General features: G+C 58.6%; 10 protein-coding genes. 3 read left to right on the forward strand and 7 right to left on the reverse strand.

The features are described 5' to 3' along the window. The first annotated feature begins 9 nt into the window (after positions 1-9). On the forward strand, positions 10-7,827 hold the full coding sequence (locus ACZZ0G_RS04365; RefSeq protein WP_463555416.1) for a dermonecrotic toxin domain-containing protein: 7,818 nt from the start codon (positions 10-12) through the stop codon (positions 7,825-7,827). Between the two features lie 37 nt (positions 7,828-7,864). Here the strand turns inward: ACZZ0G_RS04365 and argR are convergent, their stop codons facing one another. The 7 genes from argR to acs all read right to left on the reverse strand — a co-directional run bounded on the left by argR (position 7,865) and on the right by acs (position 15,947). Further along, positions 7,865-8,845 (reverse strand): transcriptional regulator ArgR, encoded by a 981-nt coding sequence (gene argR / locus ACZZ0G_RS04370; RefSeq protein ID WP_034153329.1) that lies wholly within the window; start codon positions 8,843-8,845, stop codon positions 7,865-7,867. Positions 8,846-9,107: 262 nt separating this feature from the next. After that, entirely contained in the window at positions 9,108-9,872 is a 765-nt protein-coding gene (locus tag ACZZ0G_RS04375; RefSeq protein ID WP_007912705.1) for an ABC transporter ATP-binding protein, read from the reverse strand. A 27-nt stretch (positions 9,873-9,899) separates the two neighbouring features. Continuing rightward, positions 9,900-11,012: a M14 family metallopeptidase gene (locus tag ACZZ0G_RS04380; protein ID WP_463555417.1), complete on the reverse strand. Its 1,113-nt coding sequence runs from the start codon at positions 11,010-11,012 to the stop codon at positions 9,900-9,902. A 1-nt stretch (position 11,013) separates the two neighbouring features. After that, complete coding sequence (locus ACZZ0G_RS04385; protein WP_463555418.1) at positions 11,014-11,712, reverse strand: ABC transporter permease; 699 nt, start codon at positions 11,710-11,712, stop codon at positions 11,014-11,016. After that, a complete protein-coding gene (locus ACZZ0G_RS04390; RefSeq protein WP_016773583.1) occupies positions 11,709-12,398 on the reverse strand; it encodes an ABC transporter permease in 690 nt (229 codons plus the stop codon). The genes ACZZ0G_RS04385 and ACZZ0G_RS04390 overlap by 4 nt, the downstream gene beginning before the upstream one ends. A 91-nt stretch (positions 12,399-12,489) precedes the next feature. Beyond that, positions 12,490-13,263, reverse strand: coding sequence for an ABC transporter substrate-binding protein (locus ACZZ0G_RS04395; protein WP_122598705.1), 774 nt, complete (start codon positions 13,261-13,263; stop codon positions 12,490-12,492). Between the two features lie 728 nt (positions 13,264-13,991). Continuing rightward, on the reverse strand, positions 13,992-15,947 hold the full coding sequence (gene acs, locus ACZZ0G_RS04400) for an acetate--CoA ligase (protein ID WP_034153332.1): 1,956 nt from the start codon (positions 15,945-15,947) through the stop codon (positions 13,992-13,994). A gap of 465 nt (positions 15,948-16,412) precedes the next feature. Here acs and ACZZ0G_RS04405 point away from each other — a divergent pair, with 465 nt between their 5' ends. Further along, on the forward strand, positions 16,413-16,673 hold the full coding sequence (locus ACZZ0G_RS04405) for a DUF2790 domain-containing protein (RefSeq protein WP_008084846.1): 261 nt from the start codon (positions 16,413-16,415) through the stop codon (positions 16,671-16,673). Between the two features lie 543 nt (positions 16,674-17,216). Beyond that, the gene (locus tag ACZZ0G_RS04410) at positions 17,217-18,467 is read left to right on the forward strand and encodes a ribonucleotide-diphosphate reductase subunit beta (protein WP_008084848.1); all 1,251 of its coding nucleotides are present in this window, start codon (positions 17,217-17,219) and stop codon (positions 18,465-18,467) included. The last annotated feature ends 36 nt before the right edge of the window (positions 18,468-18,503 follow it).

An 18,503-nucleotide genomic window follows, 5' to 3' on the forward strand; every position in this document is an offset into this window, starting at 1 on the left:
GATTGGCCCATGCACCTGACTCAGCGACACCCTGCGACGACCTCGACCGTCGCCAGCGACGCGCAGCATCACGACGATCATTACCTGCCGCTGAAAAACGCCGTGCCCGACTGGCTCGGCAACGCCACATCGACCCGCCGCCAGGCATTGCAGAACAGCCTGCCCCGCCTGTCCGCCTCACTCCAATCGGCACCCGCCGAACAGCATCAGCAGATGACGGCCCTCAACGCCGCGCACTGGACCGCACAAAGCAAGGTAGACCAGAGCCTGGAGCACCTGCAGGACGCCAGCGTCTTTGCCGAACCCTTGCTCAAAGAGGCACTGAAAAAAAACTTCGACCTGGATCTGGATGTACGCAACACCTTTGTGCGCTTGTACATCCCCGCGACTACCCCCTGGTTCTCGATCAGGACCGGCACACGCGCCTGGACCGTCTCGTTACTGGAAGCCGCGCTGCACAACTTCGAAGAAGCGGAAACCCGCGATGACGCCTTCGAAGCTGACTCGACCTTCATCACACGCCCCTCCGCCACCGGCCAGTTCACGACCCTGCCGGCCATCAAAGCGAAATTGAGTATTGCCGCCTTCACCAGGCTGTGTAGAAAGCTGGATATCGGCGCGCAGCACAAAACTCATCTCGAAGATAACCTCGGTTACACCGATCCGATGGTGGCGTCCGTACTGCGCAGCAAAATCGACGACAGTCAGAAAGCCGCGATGAAAGCCGCCCTGCAATGGGCGCGGATGAACCGCGATGTGTCGGAAAGCTATTTTCGCCTGATCGACGCCGTGCTCGACGGCATGAAAGGTCTGTATGTCAGCGGGGCGCCGGTGCTGTGCCATGACATGGGGATGCTGTGCGCGCCGCTCACCGGGATCGTCGTGTTTGCGCCTGATCTGTACGTATCGCGAGATCCTGCGCGCGTGGTGGCATACGTCCCCGATGATCCCGAGCACCCCTTCAAGGAATACGCCTCGACTTACGAGTTGATCGCCGAACTGACCCGCCAGTTACGCTCGAAAGACTACCAACAGTTTTTCAGCCGATTCGTGAACCACGAACATCGAGGGTTTTTCTTCAGCACCCTCGACAGCCGCTTGAGCCAGATCATCTGGCATCCGCCCGAGCCCGGCAGCTCGCAACCGACGTGGCGCGCCACCGAAGTCGAGCGGCCAGATCTGCAGACCACCCTCAGCGCATTCCATGACGATCTGTGGCAGCACCTCTATCAAGCGAAACTCAACAAGATATTCAATGATGCCCGAGTGGTCGCCGTACCCACCGCCGTGGTAGACCAAAAAGCGCGCTGGGCGTTCTGGGACTCGGTGAGCAACATCATCTCGACCATCGTCCAGACCGCCGCGCTGATTGTTGCGCCGTTCGTGCCGGTCCTGGGTGAAGCCATGATGGCGTACATGGCTTATCAAATGCTCGATGAAGCCTTCGAGGGCATCATCGAATGGGGGCAAAGCCGCACCACCGAAGCCTTCGGGCACCTGATGAGCACGGTAGAGTCGCTGATTCAACTGGGCATCTTCGGCGCGGGAGGCGCGATTGGCGCGGGTGAATTTCGCAAGGTTTTGCCCAAAGAAATCGTCGCCTTCATCGACCGCTTCAAGCCAGTACAACTGGCCAATGATCAGACCCGCTACTGGGATCCCGACCTGACCCGCTACCAACACACGGCACCACCCGATGCGAATTCAAAACCTAACGAACTGGGCCTGCACGCCCATCAAGGCAAACAACTGCTCCCTCTCGAGGACGCCCACTTTGCCGTGACCGAAGACGCGGTTCCCGGTCAGTACCGCATCGAACACCCGACCCGCCCCGACGCCTACCAACCGAAGGTTCGCCTCAATGGCGCCGGCGCCTGGCATACCGAACTGGAACAACCGCTGGAGTGGAACACCGACACAGCGCTGAAGCGAATCAACCCTGCAGCCGAGTCGCTCTCGCCGACTGAGCGCGAAACGCTGTTACGGGTCAGTGGCGTCAACGAAGATGCCGTGCGCAAGATGCACGCCGACCAGCAAACGCCTCCCCCGCTGCTGGCCGACAGCATCCAGCGCTTCAAGATTGATCAGCAATTGCAACGTTTGATCGATCAGCTCGATAGCGACGTAGCCGAAGAATACCGACGGGCCGATCCCGTTACCCAACTGCAACTTTTGACTCAGCACGGTCGCTGGCCGAGCAGCCAACGCCTGCGCCTGGTGGATCGACAGGGCGAGTTGATCTGGCAGTCTTCGGCGGACGACACCTTGCCGCTGACCGAACTTGATCAAAGCAGCCTGATCGGCGGCGACCTGCTCCAGACCCTATTGGCGTCCCTCGACGAGCAGCAAATCAAAGCCTTGCTCGCAGAACCGTTCGGCGGGCCGACTCTCTCTCTACAAGCACGCAGCCAAACCCTGCGCAAGCAACTCGCCCATCTCGCCCGACGTCACCGCAATTCGCTATTCGAATCGCGCTATCAGGCCCTTCAGACCCTCGACGACCCACTGGCCCAAACGCTCATCGACTACGACCCGACACTGCCGGCGAGCATCACCCGCGAACTGCTCGACACCGCCAGCGGCAGCGAACTGATGCAAATCAGCGAGGGACAAATACCGCCGCGCCAACAGGCACTCATGCAACTGGCCCGTCAGGAGGTGCGCGTTACCCGTGCTTATGAGGGGCTGGAACTGAGCGCCGTGGACAACCCCGATTCCGATTCCCTGGCGCTGCACAGCCTCAAGCTTCTGCCGGGCTGGAGCGGCGATGTGCGCATCGAAATACGCGAAGGGCATTACGAAGGAACCGTGCTGGACAGCATCGGCCGCGAAGATGCACCTGCGCACAAAGTACTGGTGCGTCGACAAGACGGTGGCTATCAACCTCACGATGATCGCGGCCAGGAACTTCAGTCGACTACGGATTTCTATTCCGGCCTGCTGTATGCGCTGCCGGACAGTGAGCGCCGGAATCTGAACCTGCAGATCGGTCAGCGCGACGCGCTGAAAGCGGCGATCCGCGAGCACTCGGTGCCACGCGACGAACTACGCACCGTGATGTTCGAGGAGCCAATAAGCCAGCCCGCTGTCGACACGCTGCGCCTGGAGGGTTTTGGCAATGAGCGACTGAACAACCCCAGACGCCTTGAAGACGCTGACTTTTTTGAAGCAGGCGAAGTCGGTGCGTTCGGCATAGAAAACCAGGACAACCTGGTCACCAGGGGCCAGTCAATCATTAGCCCCCACGAACGTGTGCAGGCGATTTATCGCGGCATGTCCAACCAAGAGGCGCAACATTTCGTCGCAGCCTTTCAGGATGATACGGCGGCGTTCAACACCGAACTGGCGAGGTGTCGCAGCGAATACAGCAGGCTCAGTGAAACCCTGCGTAACTGGGAGATCGCTGTGCCCGCCAACGACCCGGTCAGCGGTCTGCCATTGACCTACGCCCAACGCCGTGCGGCTCTGCGCAATCGTGCCGGCTTCAGAGATGCGCTTTTGCGTTGCTGGCGCAGGCAAACCCGTGGCCCCGCCGGACACATGTTACAGATTGCGCAACCGATACTCGGTGACCTGCCGACACTGGAAGCGGATTTCAGCCACGTCGTCATGCTCTCCATCAATGGCAGTGCCAACACCGGAGCGGTAGAGGCGTTTATGCAACACTTCCCGGGCATGTGGTATCTGGATGCGCAAAATCTCCATATGCCGACGCTGCCCCAGGCTTTGACGGCAATGCCGGAACTGCGTCAGTTGATCTTGCGCGACTGCGGCATCACCTACTCGCCTGCCAATCAGGCCGTGCTGGCATCATTGCCCAGACTTTCGCTGCTGGATCTTCGAGGCAACCCGCTGGGTATCGCTCCCGATGTCAGTGCGATCCCCTCGTTGCGTTACCTCAATCTAATGAAGACGAGCCTCTCCCGACTGCCCGACAACCTGCTTGATCATCCACAACTGATCTCAGGCAATTTCGAGGGCAATCAGATCACGGAAATACCGGACGCCTTTTTCAACCTCGCCAGCTCCCTCAGTGACGGTTTCGGTTTTGCCGACAACCCGTTGTCGGTCGCCACACGAGAGCAGGTGAAAACGTTCTATAACCACACGGGCAGACATTTCGGGGTACGGCCTGAGCAAGCGGATATTCTGCGCGCCACAACGCTGTTTCCTGACCTCAATGCCGACCAGGCCAGCGAGATGCTCTACCGACTTCCCGGCACACTGGCTGAAGGCCGAGCCCAGCTCGCCAGTTGGGAGGCTGAGCTCCGTGCGCTGCAAAGCGAACTGGAAGGATGGGTCGGGCAGATTCCTGCGCTTGACCCGATTTTCGCACGACCGCTGACACTCGATGAACAAGCGCTGGAGCGCAGTGCGCGGGAGGCGTTCCGGCAGAGACTGGAGCAGTTCTGGCGCTCCAGATCGGCGGCTTACAGAGAGAACGAGCTGACCGCAACGCTTGAGTTCATCGGCGATCTGCCGGCCCTGAGCGCCAATTTCGATCATGTTTCCCGGCTGACGCTGACGGGCAATAAAAACATCACTGCAGTCATCCCGTTCATTCAGCGTTTTGCGAATCTGGCGACCCTGGAATTGCACGCCTTCGAACTGGAGCCCGTTGCGCTTTCACAGATCAGAATGCCTCGCCTCAGCGCCCTGGAGCTCAACGATTGCGGAGTTGTGCTGACCCCTGAAAACCAGGCCACACTGGTTTCCCTCAACAACCTGCATACGCTGGACCTGAGCAACAATCCCCTGGGGACCTTTCCCGACCTGAACGTCTTTCCCCAACTGACCTATCTTGACCTGTCCAACTGCGGCTTCAACGTAGTGCCTGACGGGCTGGCCAACCATCCGAACCTGCGCACCGCGATTATCAGCAATAACCGCATTACTGAAATTCCCGATGCGGTTTTCGACCTGTCCGCCAATCGCAGTGATGGCTTCGACTTCTCCGACAACCCGCTGTCGATCGCCACGCGCAACAAAGTGAAAACCTACTACCGACGCACCGGACTGGACTTCGACGTGCGAGCCGAAAACACCGACATCGCCCAAATGCGCGAACTGTTCCCGTCCCTCGACGAGCAAGAGGCCAGCGATGTGATCTATGACTTGCCCGGCACCTTGGCCGATAGCCGGGCTCAGCTCGTCGCGTGGAGGGCCGAACTTGATCGGATGACTGCGGACCTGACCGCCTGGGCGCCGCAGGTTCCCAGCGTTCACCCCGTTACGGGTGAGGTCCTCACGGCCATCGAGCTGTTTGATCAGTACGCGGTGCGCTCGGAATTCGGCCAACAGGTGGAACGATTCTGGCGTCACCGGTCCATCGAGTCAGGCATGCGCGCGGATTACTTCGAGTCCGACCTGAAGTTCTTCGGCGACCTTCCCCGACTGACGACGGACTTCTCTCATGTCTCAGGTGTGAAGCTCAAAGGCAACGCCGCCATCGGCGCTCCTGGGGCGTTCATCGATCTGTTCAGCAACGCACGGGAACTGGACCTGCAGCAGTTTGCGCTGGGTGAAATACCCCAGGCCGTGACCCACCTGCCGAACCTGACGGAACTCACACTGAGAGATTGCGGGGTGACGCTCAGCCAGGCCGACCAGACCCTGCTCGCCACGCTGAGCAACCTCGAACTGCTGGACCTGAGCCACAATCCGTTGACCGCGACACCTGACCTTCAGGCCCTGCCGGCCCTGCGGGACCTCCTGCTGTCCAATAGCGGCATTACAGCCCTGCCAGATGGATTTGCCGGTCATCCCAATCTGAAAAACGCCCTGTTGAACAGCAACCGCATCAGCGATCTGCCCGAGGTTTTTTTCGGCCTCGATCTGGACCTCGCCGACGGCGTCAACCTGGCAAGCAACCCACTGTCTCTGGCCGCTCGCGAGCGCATCAAGAGCTTCTACGTCGAGCATGGACGACACTTTGACGTCATCCCCGACGTCAGCGATGTGGTCAGCGCGCAAAGGTTGTATCCGGAGATGGACATCGAAGATGCCTGTCACATGATCTACCACTTGCCCGGCACGCTGCAGGCGGGGACGGCTCAACTGCTGCGCTGGGAGGCTGAGATCAGTCGGATGATCAGCGACTTGAATACCTGGTCCGAGCGCGTGCCGATGCGCGACCCATTGACCGGCACCCCTTGGAGCGCAGTGGAACGAATGGAACAGCAATTCAGGAGGAGAGAGTTCAGTCAAAGCCTCGAAGAGTTCTGGCGCGGCAGAAATCCGGACAGGTCTGAACTCAGGCTCAACACACTTGATATCCGTGCACCTTTTGCCGGTGAAATGCCTGCACTGACTGCCGACTTCGGCCACGTCATGCACTTGTCCATCCGGGGCAACGAAGCACTGAATGCTCCGGACAGTTTCCTCGCGTGTTTCAGCGGATTGCAGGCCTTGGATATGCGCGGTTTCGCGCTAAGTCGCGTTCCCCGGGCACTGACACTCATGCCGTCCCTGGAAACACTGGTGCTGAACGGTTGCGGTGTTGTCTTCGACGCCACGGGCCAGAACACGCTGACCGCGCTGAGTCGTTTGAAAAGCTTGAGTCTGTATGGCAACCCCTTGGGCACAGTGCCTGATGTCAGCGCTATGCGAGCGCTGTCATCGCTGGACCTGACCCGAACCGGTATCACTCAGGTTCCCGTCGGCATAGGTCAATTGCCGCGACTGCGCAATACGTACCTGAGTGAAAACGCGATTGTGGAACTGCCGGAAGACATGAGTGGATTTGGTGCGAATGGTGTTGTCCTGAGGGCCAATCCGCTCTCCAGCACCTCCAGAGACCGGATAAAAACCTATTACCAGGGCAGCGATCAGAATCTGGGCGTTGCCGCCGACCAGGCAGACATTGCCCTGACGCAAGCGCTGTATCCCGACATCAGTGAGGACGACGCCAATCGTCTGGTCTATGCCCTGCCGGGGACAATGGCCGAAGGCCGTATCGAATTGCAGCGCCGCCAGAACGACCTCACCACGCTGCTGAGCGAACTCGATGTGTGGCGGAGCGAACCCCCAAGTGCCCCGATGACAGGCGGCGACCACGCAGACGAGGTGCTACGCCAGGAAAATGCCAAGCGCAGCGGGTTCAGGGACGCCCTGGAAAAACGCTTGCGTGTGGCGCCAGTAGGACTGGTGCTCTCCGACCTTGCGCTTGACCTGTCTTTCAGCGGCGAGCTGCCGAAACTGAGCGGCCGTTTCGAGCAGATCCAAGCATTGACACTGACGAGCACAGCCAATGTGCACCCACGGGTTGACCGATTACTCGAGCTCTTCCCGAAGGTCAGGACACTCGGTATTCGCAACTATCAACTCAACGTGATTCCCGAGGCCGTCTTCAGCATGAGTGATCTGGCCGATCTGCAATTGCCCGATTGCCGCCTGCAACTGACTGAATCAGACGTGAATGCATTGGCCGTCATGGAAAACCTGCAGACACTGGACTTGAGCCACAACCCGCTGGGGCGTACACCCGACCTGAGAAACCTCGAGGCCTGTCAAACGCTGCGATTGAACAACAGCGGACTGACCGACATCCCGACCGGACTTTTTGACATGTCGCATCTGACGTACGCCAACCTTTCCGACAACGCCATTACCCAACTTCCTGCGCCACTGCCTTTGGCTGCTGACGGCAGAGCGGTCGTCTATGACTTCCGTAACAATCCATTAACCCCGCAGAGTCAGCAGAGCCTGACGACTTACAACGTGGCCAATGAAATACGATTGCTGGACGAGCTAGAGAGTCAGAGCAGATTCAATCAAGTGCTCGACACCTTCACCAATGCAGATTTCCCCAGTGGAGAACAATCCTGAGCGCAGTAGTCATTATTCAGCATTGGCTGATCAATGCTTAGCCGCGCTCTGGCGGCACTGACGACAATTCGAACGGGCTGCTGCTGCGCCGCTGGTTGCGATCTTCCCGCGGCGTGGCACCGAAGAAGTTGCGATAGGCGCTGGAGAAATGCGGCCCCGAGGAGAAGCCACACGAGAGGCCGATCTGGATGATCGACTTGCTGGTCTGCATCAACATCTGCCGGGCCTTGTTCAGGCGCAGTTCGAGGTAGTACTGGCTCGGCACACGGTTGAGGTATTGCTTGAAGATCCGCTCCAGCTGACGGCGGGACACGCACACGTGCTGGGCGATTTCGTCGGTGGTCAGCGGCTCTTCGATGTTGGCTTCCATCAGCAACACCGCTTGGGTGAGCTTCGGATGGCTGGAGCCGAGACGGTTCTGCAACGGGATGCGCTGACGCTCGCCGCCTTCGCGGATGCGCTCAACGACCAGTTCTTCCGAGACGGCGCCGGCCAGTTCCGCACCGTGATCGCGGGCCAGTACCGCCAGCAACAAATCGAGCACGGACATGCCGCCACACGCGGTCAGGCGATCGCGATCCCAGTCGAACAGATGGCTGGTGGCGATGACTTTCGGGAAGCGCTCGGCGAAATCGTCCTGCCAGCGCCAGTGCACGGCGGCGCGATAACCGTCGAGCAAACCGAGTTGCGCCAACGGGTACACGCCAGCGGACAGACCGCCGATGACGGTGCCGGCACGTACCAGTTGCTTGAGCGCACTGCTGAGTGCCGGGGCCAATGTGGTCGGTGGCTCGTCAGCGAGCAGGAACAGTTTCTGGAAGTTTTCGAGCTTGCCGGTCCATGCCTCGCCGGGCAATTGCCAGGCGCCTTCGGCCGGCGGTTCGGCTTGCAGGAACGACAGTTCGTAAACCACGTCCGGGTGCACACGCTGAGCAACACGCAAGGCTTCCTCCGCCAGCGCCAGCGTCAACGCTTTAGTGCTGGGCCAAATCAGGAAACCAATTCGATGGGCAGTCATGGGCGGGCAATCCGAAACGAAGAACAGTGATGAAGGCATGGGCCAATGCTAGCCCGTAAATGAACACAAATCTTGAAACCAACCGAGATCCAGGCAGAGATCCAACTGTGGGAGCGAGCCTGCTCGCGAAAGCGGTGAATCAGTCGACACCTGTGTTGGATGTCACACCGCATTCGCGAGCAGGCTCGCTCCCACACAGATTGCAGGTCGGCCTACTGGCTGCGAAGCATGCACTATCACGGTGCACAACGGCAGCCCTGATTTACTTCAAGCTGCCCGAGAGGAATTGCTGCAGACGTTCCGATTGCGGATTAACCAGCACTTCACGCGGGTTGCCGCTCTCTTCCACCACACCTTTGTGCAGGAACACCAACTGGTTCGACACTTCACGGGCGAAGCCCATTTCGTGTGTAACCACAACCATGGTGCGACCTTCCTGAGCCAGCGCTTGCATGACTTTCAAAACGTCGCCCACCAGCTCCGGGTCGAGCGCCGAGGTTGGTTCGTCGAACAGCATCACTTCCGGTTCCATCGCCAGTGCACGGGCAATCGCCACGCGCTGCTGCTCGCCACCGGACATGTGCCCCGGGAACGCGTCTTTACGATGGGCCACTCCGACCTTGTTCAGGTAGTACTCGGCTTTTTCGCGGGCTTCGTACTTGGGTACGCCCAGTACGTGAACCGGCGCTTCCATGATGTTTTCAATGGCGGTCATGTGCGACCACAGGTTGAAATGCTGGAACACCATCGACAAGCGCGAACGCATGCGTTGCAGCTGCTTCGGATCAGCGGCTTTCAGCGCGCCGTCCTTGTTCGCCACCAGTTTCAGCTCTTCGTTGTTGAGCAGAATCTTGCCCGCGTGCGGCTGCTCGAGCAGGTTGATGCAGCGCAGGAAAGTACTTTTGCCGGAGCCACTGGAGCCGATGATGCTGATCACATCGCCGGCTGCCGCTTTCAGGGACACGCCCTTGAGCACTTCGTGACTGCCATAGCGTTTATGCAGGTCTTGGACTTCAAGTTTGTACATGCGGTCGGTTCTCACAAAAACAGTCAGTCAGTCGTTGAGCAAGCGCCCGTGACGCAGCGCTTCGCGCCCCGCCACCTTGGCCAGCCAGAAACCGGGTTGGGCATAACGCAGCCGTTCAATGGCAAACAGCACCCCGGAGGTACCAGCACATACCGTGCTGACCCGATCGGACAGAGGATCAATCACTTCAAAAATCTCGTCGCCCGCCTCGACCCATTCGCCGGGCTTGCGCAGAAAACTCACGACGCCTGGGTGCGGCGCGAACAGCAACTCGGTGCCTTCGAACGGCATGCCTTCGCACGCTTCGTGCGCCGGGTTCGGCCACTCGCCGGTGATCAGGCCTTGCTCGGCGAGGAACGCCAGAATGCCTTCAGCATACGCGCAGGCTTCGGCGCGACCGGTGTCGGCCTGCCCGCCCAATTCGATTGTCGTGGCCAGGCATGCCAGCGGAATCTGCGCATCAGGGAACTGACGCGACAGACGCAACCACGGCAATGAGCAAGCCTCGTCAAACGAGCTGCCGCCGGAATCTTCCGCGAGCAGACCCACGCGCACATTCAGGTGCGCCGCCAGCGAACGCCACTGCGGCCAGTGTTGCGGCAACGCGTACATGTGCAGCGCGGCTTCGGCATCGCAATGCAGATCGAGCACTACATCAGCGGTGCAGGCATGGCTGAGCAACACGCGCTGCATGCCTTGCAACTGGCTGCTCGCCTCCGGCAATGCCGCCAGATGATCAGCCATGGCCTGACGGATCAGACGCACATTGGCGTGCGGATCATCACCGAGGCTGTCAGCCAATGCGGCCGCAACCGGCGCGCTCAGCTCAACGAAATCACGGTTGAAATTCTTGCCGCTGCCGGCCTCGAAACGGCCTTGGTGATTGCCTTGCAGCAATTGCCCGAGACCCAACGGATTGGCGACTGGCACCAGCTCGACGACACCGTTGAGCAAGCCTTTGGCTTCGAGTTCGACAAGGCGCTTTTTCAGCTCCCAAGCGGTGCGCATGCCCGGCAATTCATCAGCATGCAGGCTGGCCTGAATGTAGGCCTTGCGCTCGCCGTGACCAAAGCGAAAGACCGAAATCTTGCGCTCGCTGCCCAGATGGCTCCACGGCAAAACGTGGTCGATGCGTTCCATATCAGTGCTTCCGCGGGGCCAGGTAGCTCAACCAGCGACGCTCGGCCAGTTTGAACAGTTTGACCAGAATGAACGTCAGGCACAGGTAGAACGCGCCAGCGGTGATGTACGCCTCGAACGGCAGATAGAACTGCGCGTTGACGGTACGCGCCGCGCCGGTGATGTCGATCAGGGTGACGATGGAGGCCAGACTGGTGGTCTGCAGCATCATGATCACTTCGTTGCTGTACTGCGGCAGTGCCCGGCGCAGAGCCGATGGCAGCAGGATGCGTTTGTACAGTTTGAAGCGCGACATGCCCATGGCCTTGGCCGCCTCGATCTCACCGTTCGGCGTGGCCTTGAGGCTGCCGGCGATGATCTCGGCGGTGTAGGCGCTGGTGTTGACCGCAAAGGCCAGGCACGCACAGAACGTTGCGCTGGACAGCCACGGCCAGAAGATACTTTCGCGGACCGCTTCGAACTGCGCCAGACCGTAGTAGATCAGGAACAGCTGCACCAGCATCGGCGTGCCACGGATCACGTAGGTGTACAGCCAGGCGGCGCCGTTGACGACCGGATTCTTCGAGACGCGCATCAGCCCCAGCGGCAGTGCCGCGAGCAGACCGAAAAACAGCGACAGCGCGAGCAGTTTGAGGGTGGTCACCAAGCCGCCGAGGTACAGCGGCATCGCCTCCCAAATGACGTTGTAGTCGAAGATCATAGATCAGCCGCCCTTACGCCTACCGAGTAGCGCTTCTCAAGGTGACGCAATGCCAGCAACGAGACGCTGGTGATCACCAGGTACATCGCCGCCACTGCGAGGAAGAAGGTGAAAGGCTCGCGGGTGGCATCTGCCGCCTGCTTGGCCTTGAACATCATGTCTTGCAGACCGACCACGGAAATCAGCGCGGTGGCCTTGGTCAGCACCAGCCAGTTGTTGGTGAAACCCGGAATCGCCAGGCGAATCATCTGCGGCACCATCACCCGGAAGAACACCTGAAAACTGCTCATACCGTACGCCATGCCTGCTTCGGCCTGACCTTTCGGAATCGCCATGAACGCGCCACGGAAGGTTTCCGACAGGTACGCACCGAAGATGAAACCGAGGGTGCCGATACCGGCGGCCAGCGGATTCAGATCGATGTAGTCGTCATAGCCGAGCATCGGTGCGACGCGGTTGAGCAAGTCCTGACCGCCGTAAAAGATCAGCAGGATCAGCACCAGATCGGGAATCCCGCGAATCACCGTGGAATACAGATCGCCCAGCCAGGCCAGCCAGCGCACTGGCGACAGGCGCAACGCGACACCGATCAGCCCGAGAACGATGGCCAGAGCCATGGACGACAAGGCGAGCTGAAGCGTCAGCCATGCGCCATCGAGGATGACAGCCCCGTAGCCTTTCAACATGATTCAGGTCCTCGAAAGTTGGGATGAAAAAATGGCGCAAACCGCAGAGATCCTGTTGCTTGCGCCATTTCGGACTTGTCGCAGAGACGTGTTACTTGCCGTAGATATCGAAGGCGAAGTACTTGTCCTGGATTGCTTTGTATTTGCCGTTTTCGCGGATGGCCGCGATGGCAGCGTTGATCTTGTCTTTCAGGGCGTCGCCCTTACGCACTGCGATGCCTACGCCGTCACCGAAGTATTTGACGTCGGTGAACGCCGGGCCCGCGAAGGCGAAACCTTTGCCGGCGTCGGTGTTCAGGAAACCGTCTTGCAGCAGGGTGGCGTCAGCTACGGTACCGTCGAGGCGACCGGCGGCCACGTCGAGGTAGATTTCGTTCTGCGAGCCGTACGGCTTGATCTCGGCACCCAGTGGCGCGAGGACTTCGCGGGCGAAACGCTCGTGGATCGAACCACGTTGTACGCCGATGTTCTTGCCCTTCAGCTCAGCCAGACCTTCGCTGACCTGAGTACCGGCCTTCATGACCAGACGTGCCGGGGTGTTGTAGTACTTGTTGGTGAAGTCGACCGACTTCTTGCGATCTTCAGTGATCGACATCGACGACAGGATCGCGTCGATCTTGCGCACTTTCAGTGCCGGGATCAGACCGTCGAACTCTTGCTCGACCCACACACACTTGACCTGCATCTGCTCGCACAGAGCGTTGCCGATGTCGTAGTCGAAACCGACGATGCTGCCATCCGGTGCTTTCGAAGCGAACGGAGGGTAAGCCGCTTCGATACCGATCTTCAGAGGTTTTTCGTCAGCGAAGGCATTCAGCGACAGCACGGACAGTGCCAGGGCGCCAAGCAGCACAAGTTTCTTCATCTTGGGACTCCATCGGTAAAGGGCAAAAACGGCAGAGTGAGCGACAGCCCAATATGCGAATGGGTGAATCGGGAAATCGGTTGCTGCATCGGTGGGAAATTTCCCATTGAAACCGTCAGAGATTTCAACGTCAGCCACGATGAGCGAGTGATCGGCATTCTAACGACAGGCCCGAAGCCGATATTTCTTCAATGCGACAACTAATTACAGATGCACAGAGAAAGCGACTTTGGCACATTGACAGCCTTGCAATTTCATGCAAGAGCGAAAGACAGTGAACCGATCTATGCTGCAAATTGCGGGCCTATTATTCGCAAACCCTTCTAATCCGGCAAGCGCAGCGTTGTGTCTTATTTTTCACTGCGGGTTTAGAGGCTCTAAAACGGGGCAATGCGTTTCCCTTTGCCCCGCTCCAGGGCGGGCGGTTACACATTCGGTTACGTGAAAAGCAACGGGTAACAGTGGGAAAGGTCTTACGGGGGAGATCGATAATTATTGGTTGGGTCGATTTGTATTCCGACAATGGACTACCCCGGAGTCTGACAAATTGCCTTCGCGAGCAAGCTCGCTCCCACAGGGTTTTGCATTTTGTCTGAAGGTACTCGGTTCAACTGTGGGAGCGAGCTTGCTCGCGAAGAGGCCAGCCCAGCCGCCACAAAACTTGCAGACACAAAAAAGCCCCGTCCGGCATACACCGGACGGGGCTTTCTTCTTTTCAGAGCGGCTACTTAAGCAACATTCATGGTCTTGTGCGTATCAATCAAATGCTGCACCACACCCGGATCCGCCAGCGTCGAGATATCCCCCAAGCCATCATATTCCGCCGTGGCAATCTTGCGCAGAATGCGGCGCATGATCTTGCCCGAACGCGTCTTCGGCAGCCCCGGTGCCCACTGGATCACGTCCGGCGAAGCAATCGGCCCGATCTCCTTGCGCACCCAGTTCTTCAACTCCAGACGCAGCTGCTCGGTCGGCTCCTCGCCATTCTTCAACGTGACATAGACATAAATGCCCTGCCCCTTGATGTCATGCGGCACACCCACCACCGCCGCCTCAGCGACTTTCGGATGCGCAACCATCGCGCTCTCGATCTCCGCCGTGCCCATACGGTGTCCGGACACGTTGAGCACGTCGTCGACACGCCCGGTGATCCAGTAGTAACCATCGGCATCACGACGTGCGCCGTCGCCGGTGAAATACATGCCACGGAACGTCTTGAAGTAGGTATCGACGAAACGATCGTGATCACCATACAGCGTGCGCGCCTGGCCCGGCCACGAATCGAGAATCACCAGATTGCCTTCAGCCTCGCCCTCAATAATGTTACCGAGGTTGTCGACCAGCGCCGGCACCACACCAAAGAACGGACGTGCCGCCGAACCCGGCTTCAGCGCGTGAGCACCCGGCAGCGGGCTCATCATGTTGCCGCCAGTTTCGGTCTGCCACCAGGTATCGACGATCGGGCAACGCGACTTGCCGACATTCTTGTAGTACCAGTCCCAGGCTTCCGGGTTAATCGGCTCGCCGACCGAACCGAGTAGACGCAGGCTGCTGCCATCCGCGCCTTCAACCGCGGCCTGACCCGAGGCCATCATTGCGCGGATCGCGGTCGGTGCGGTGTAGAGGATGTTGACCTTGTGCTTGTCGACGATCTTCGCCACCCGAGTGATGTCCGGATAGTTCGGCACGCCTTCAAACAGCAGCGTGGTCGCGCCGTTGGCCAGCGGGCCGTAGACGATGTAGCTGTGGCCGGTGACCCAGCCGACGTCGGCGGTGCACCAATAAACTTCGCCCGGACGGTAATCGAACACGCGCTCGTGGGTCATCGCCGCGTACAGCAGATAACCGCCGGTGGTGTGCTGCACGCCCTTCGGCTTGCCGGTCGATCCGGAGGTATAAAGGATGAACAGCGCTTCTTCGGCGCCCATCTCTTTCGGCGCGCAGACGGTGCCCGCCACTTTCATCAGGTCTTCGTACCAGATGTCGCGATGCTGGTTCCACTTGATGTCGCCACCGGTGCGCTTGCAGACGATGACTTTCTGGATGCTGCTGGTTTCCGGGTTGGTCAGCGCGTCGTCGACGTTGGCCTTGAGGGAAATCTTCTTGCCGGCGCGAATGCCTTCGTCAGCGGTGATCACCACTTTCGATTTGCAGTCGATGATGCGACCGGCCAGCGCTTCCGGCGAGAAACCGCCAAACACCACCGAGTGAATCGCGCCGATCCGGGTGCAGGCCAGCATGGCGACCACGGCTTCGGGAATCATCGGCATATAAATGGTCACCACGTCGCCACGGTGCACGTCCTGACCACGCAGGGCGTTGGCGAGTTTGCACACTTGTTCGTGCAGTTCGCGGTAGGTGATGTTGCGGCTTTCGGAAGGATCGTCGCCTTCCCAGATGATCGCGACTTGATCGCCACGCTCGGCCAGATGACGGTCGAGGCAGTTGTAGGAAACGTTCAGGGTGCCGTCGGCAAACCACTTGATGTCGACATGGTGATCGTCGAACGACGTCTGTTTCACCGTGGTGAAAGGCTTGATCCAGTCGAGACGCTGAGCTTGCTCGCGCCAGAAACCGTCAGGGTTGACGACCGACTGCTGGTACATGGCTTTGTAGGTCGCCTCGTCAGTCAGCGTGTTAGCCAGAACCTCGGGACGAACGGGATACAGAGAAGCCGCACTCATCTTTCCTACCTCGGTGTAATAGTTGTTTTTGTATGACCCTGTTGTAACGGGGCGGGGGCCATAGAACCATTCGACGATGGTAGTAACAAGCCCCTACAAAACATCCAGATACCCGTAACGCGGCCCTTACACCGATCCTCCAAACATACCCAATCCCCTGTGGGAGCTTGCCTGCAAGCGAATCAGACAACTCGGTCCCACTGACAAAACACCCGGTTATCAATCCCCATCTCAAGGGATTGTTACCAAATCTGCCAAAGGTGTTTATCAAAACCCGCTCTGTTTACCCCCGCCCTACCTCCCTAAAATCCACCTCGCCAACAAGGCAAACGCGATTAACAACGATACAGCCCCCACGAAGGCCGTTAATCCAGCTCTCAAGTAACAACCGCAAACGATGAAGTTACACACGCAACCCCATAAAGGTTGCGTGACCCCACTCGACCTGAAAAAGGTAAATCTGAAATGAAAGCTTTATTGGTTCTGGCCCTCAGCAGTCTATGCGCAACCGCCATGGCAGATGAGGTCCCGACTGATGTCGCACAGCAACAACCGGTAATCGAGGAATACACTTACTCCACGCACCTGGACATCGCCAATGTCGTATCGATGAGTGAAATTCCCAACGTCTGCGAAGTAGTACCGGCGAAAATGGAATACGACGACTCCAAAGGTCAGCGCCACATCCTGCGTTACAGCGTCATGGGCAACGGCTGCACCAATTGATGATTCGAGACTGCACCGAATTGGATCTCTCAGCGCTTCATTGAGGGTCGATTCCAGCCCGACTTCGGTCGGGCTCAGTTGTGTTTGAAGGCGGCAAAAATGCTTGCAAAACACTAGATGTAGTGAAAAACCGGTTTTTTTGTTCGTTTTTTGAGCAAATTCACAATGGCGAGATTTTTACGAAAAAAAATCTTCCCCCGGCAAAGCCCTGTAAACCCTCACTCTCGTCGAAAAACCACCCGCCTCGACCGCTCCATGCGCGGATTCGCCTCAGCACAGCCGTGTTTTTTTCCCTATAATGCCGCCCCATACGGGTCAGCAATATTCCCTTACAGGGAGCAAAAGCCATTCTGAAGCCCCGCAGCAGCGTTCAACGCTGATTGCGCCCATCAGAGGCTCTCGGAACCCGTCAAAATTTCTGTTTATTTGCCTGCGTGCATCGCTGCAAAAAACGACATCCAACGCGGTCTGTACGACCGTGTGAAAAACCAACCAATCAGGTTTCACACGGGCGACAGGCCCTCACGCAGGAGACGACACGTCATGCTGAGCTGGGACGAATTCGACAAAGAAGACAGTGAAGTAGCAACCGTGAAAGGCGCCAACGCCGGCCACGCTACTGAAGCCAACATGGACCGCCTCGACAACGCTGGCGGTGCCGCCGCGATCGAAGCCCGCGCCGTGACCGCCGACGACTCGGCCGCTGTCGCCCGCGCCAAGGCTGCACTGAACTCCCTCGACGTCGCCGAAGGCCTCGCCGAACTCGAAGGCGCCTCCGCCCGTGTCGCCGTTGACGAAAAGCGCATGATCAACTGCCGCGCCGACCTCAACCAACTCGTGCCATTCAAGTACGACTGGGCCTGGCAGAAATATCTGGACGGTTGCGCAAACCACTGGATGCCGCAAGAAGTCAACATGACCGCCGACATCGCCCTCTGGAAAGACCCGGAAGGCCTGACCGACGACGAGCGCCGCATCGTCATGCGCAACCTCGGCTTCTTCTCCACCGCCGACTCCCTGGTTGCCAACAACCTGGTACTGGCCGTGTACCGCCTGATCACCAACCCGGAATGCCGCCAGTACATCCTGCGCCAGGCTTTCGAAGAAGCGATCCACACCCACGCCTACCAGTACTGCATCGAATCGCTGGCCATGGATGAAGGCGAAATCTTCAACATGTACCACGAGATCCCATCGGTCGCTAAAAAAGCAGCCTGGGGCCTGAAGTACACCCGTTCGATCTCCGATCCGAAGTTCGAAACCGGCACCCCGGACACCGACAAAGAGTTGCTGCGCAACCTGATCGCCTACTACTGCGTTCTGGAAGGCATCTTCTTCTACTGCGGCTTCACCCAAATCCTCTCCATGGGCCGCCGCAACAAAATGACCGGCGTCGCCGAGCAGTTCCAATACATCCTGCGCGACGAATCCATGCACCTGAACTTCGGCATCGACGTGATCAACCAGATCAAAATCGAAAACCCACACCTGTGGGATGCTGAGATGAAGGAAGAAGCGACCCAGATGATTCTGCAGGGTACGCAGCTGGAGATCGAATACGCACGTGACACCATGCCTCGCGGGGTGTTGGGTATGAATGCGGCGATGATGGAGGATTATCTGAAGTTCATCGCTAACCGTCGTTTGTCGCAGATCGGCCTTAAAGAGGAATACCCAGGGACGACTAACCCGTTCCCTTGGATGAGCGAGATTATGGATTTGAAGAAAGAGAAGAATTTCTTTGAGACTCGCGTGATCGAGTATCAGACTGGTGGTGCTCTGAGCTGGGATTAATAGTCTAGTTGTAATTTTTTGACCATATTAAAACCC

This window comes from Pseudomonas sp. AC169 (assembly GCF_979258515.1).

What these genes read in the sequence shown, in the direction of transcription:
- ACZZ0G_RS04365 (WP_463555416.1), top strand. Translation starts at nt 10, where the DNA reads ATGCACCTGACTCAGCGACACCCTGCGACGACCTCGACCGTCGCCAGC.
- argR (WP_034153329.1), bottom strand. Translation starts at nt 8,845, where the DNA reads ATGACTGCCCATCGAATTGGTTTCCTGATTTGGCCCAGCACTAAAGCG.
- ACZZ0G_RS04375 (WP_007912705.1), bottom strand. Translation starts at nt 9,872, where the DNA reads ATGTACAAACTTGAAGTCCAAGACCTGCATAAACGCTATGGCAGTCAC.
- ACZZ0G_RS04380 (WP_463555417.1), bottom strand. Translation starts at nt 11,012, where the DNA reads ATGGAACGCATCGACCACGTTTTGCCGTGGAGCCATCTGGGCAGCGAG.
- ACZZ0G_RS04385 (WP_463555418.1), bottom strand. Translation starts at nt 11,712, where the DNA reads ATGATCTTCGACTACAACGTCATTTGGGAGGCGATGCCGCTGTACCTC.
- ACZZ0G_RS04390 (WP_016773583.1), bottom strand. Translation starts at nt 12,398, where the DNA reads ATGTTGAAAGGCTACGGGGCTGTCATCCTCGATGGCGCATGGCTGACG.
- ACZZ0G_RS04395 (WP_122598705.1), bottom strand. Translation starts at nt 13,263, where the DNA reads ATGAAGAAACTTGTGCTGCTTGGCGCCCTGGCACTGTCCGTGCTGTCG.
- acs (WP_034153332.1), bottom strand. Translation starts at nt 15,947, where the DNA reads ATGAGTGCGGCTTCTCTGTATCCCGTTCGTCCCGAGGTTCTGGCTAAC.
- ACZZ0G_RS04405 (WP_008084846.1), top strand. Translation starts at nt 16,413, where the DNA reads ATGAAAGCTTTATTGGTTCTGGCCCTCAGCAGTCTATGCGCAACCGCC.
- ACZZ0G_RS04410 (WP_008084848.1), top strand. Translation starts at nt 17,217, where the DNA reads ATGCTGAGCTGGGACGAATTCGACAAAGAAGACAGTGAAGTAGCAACC.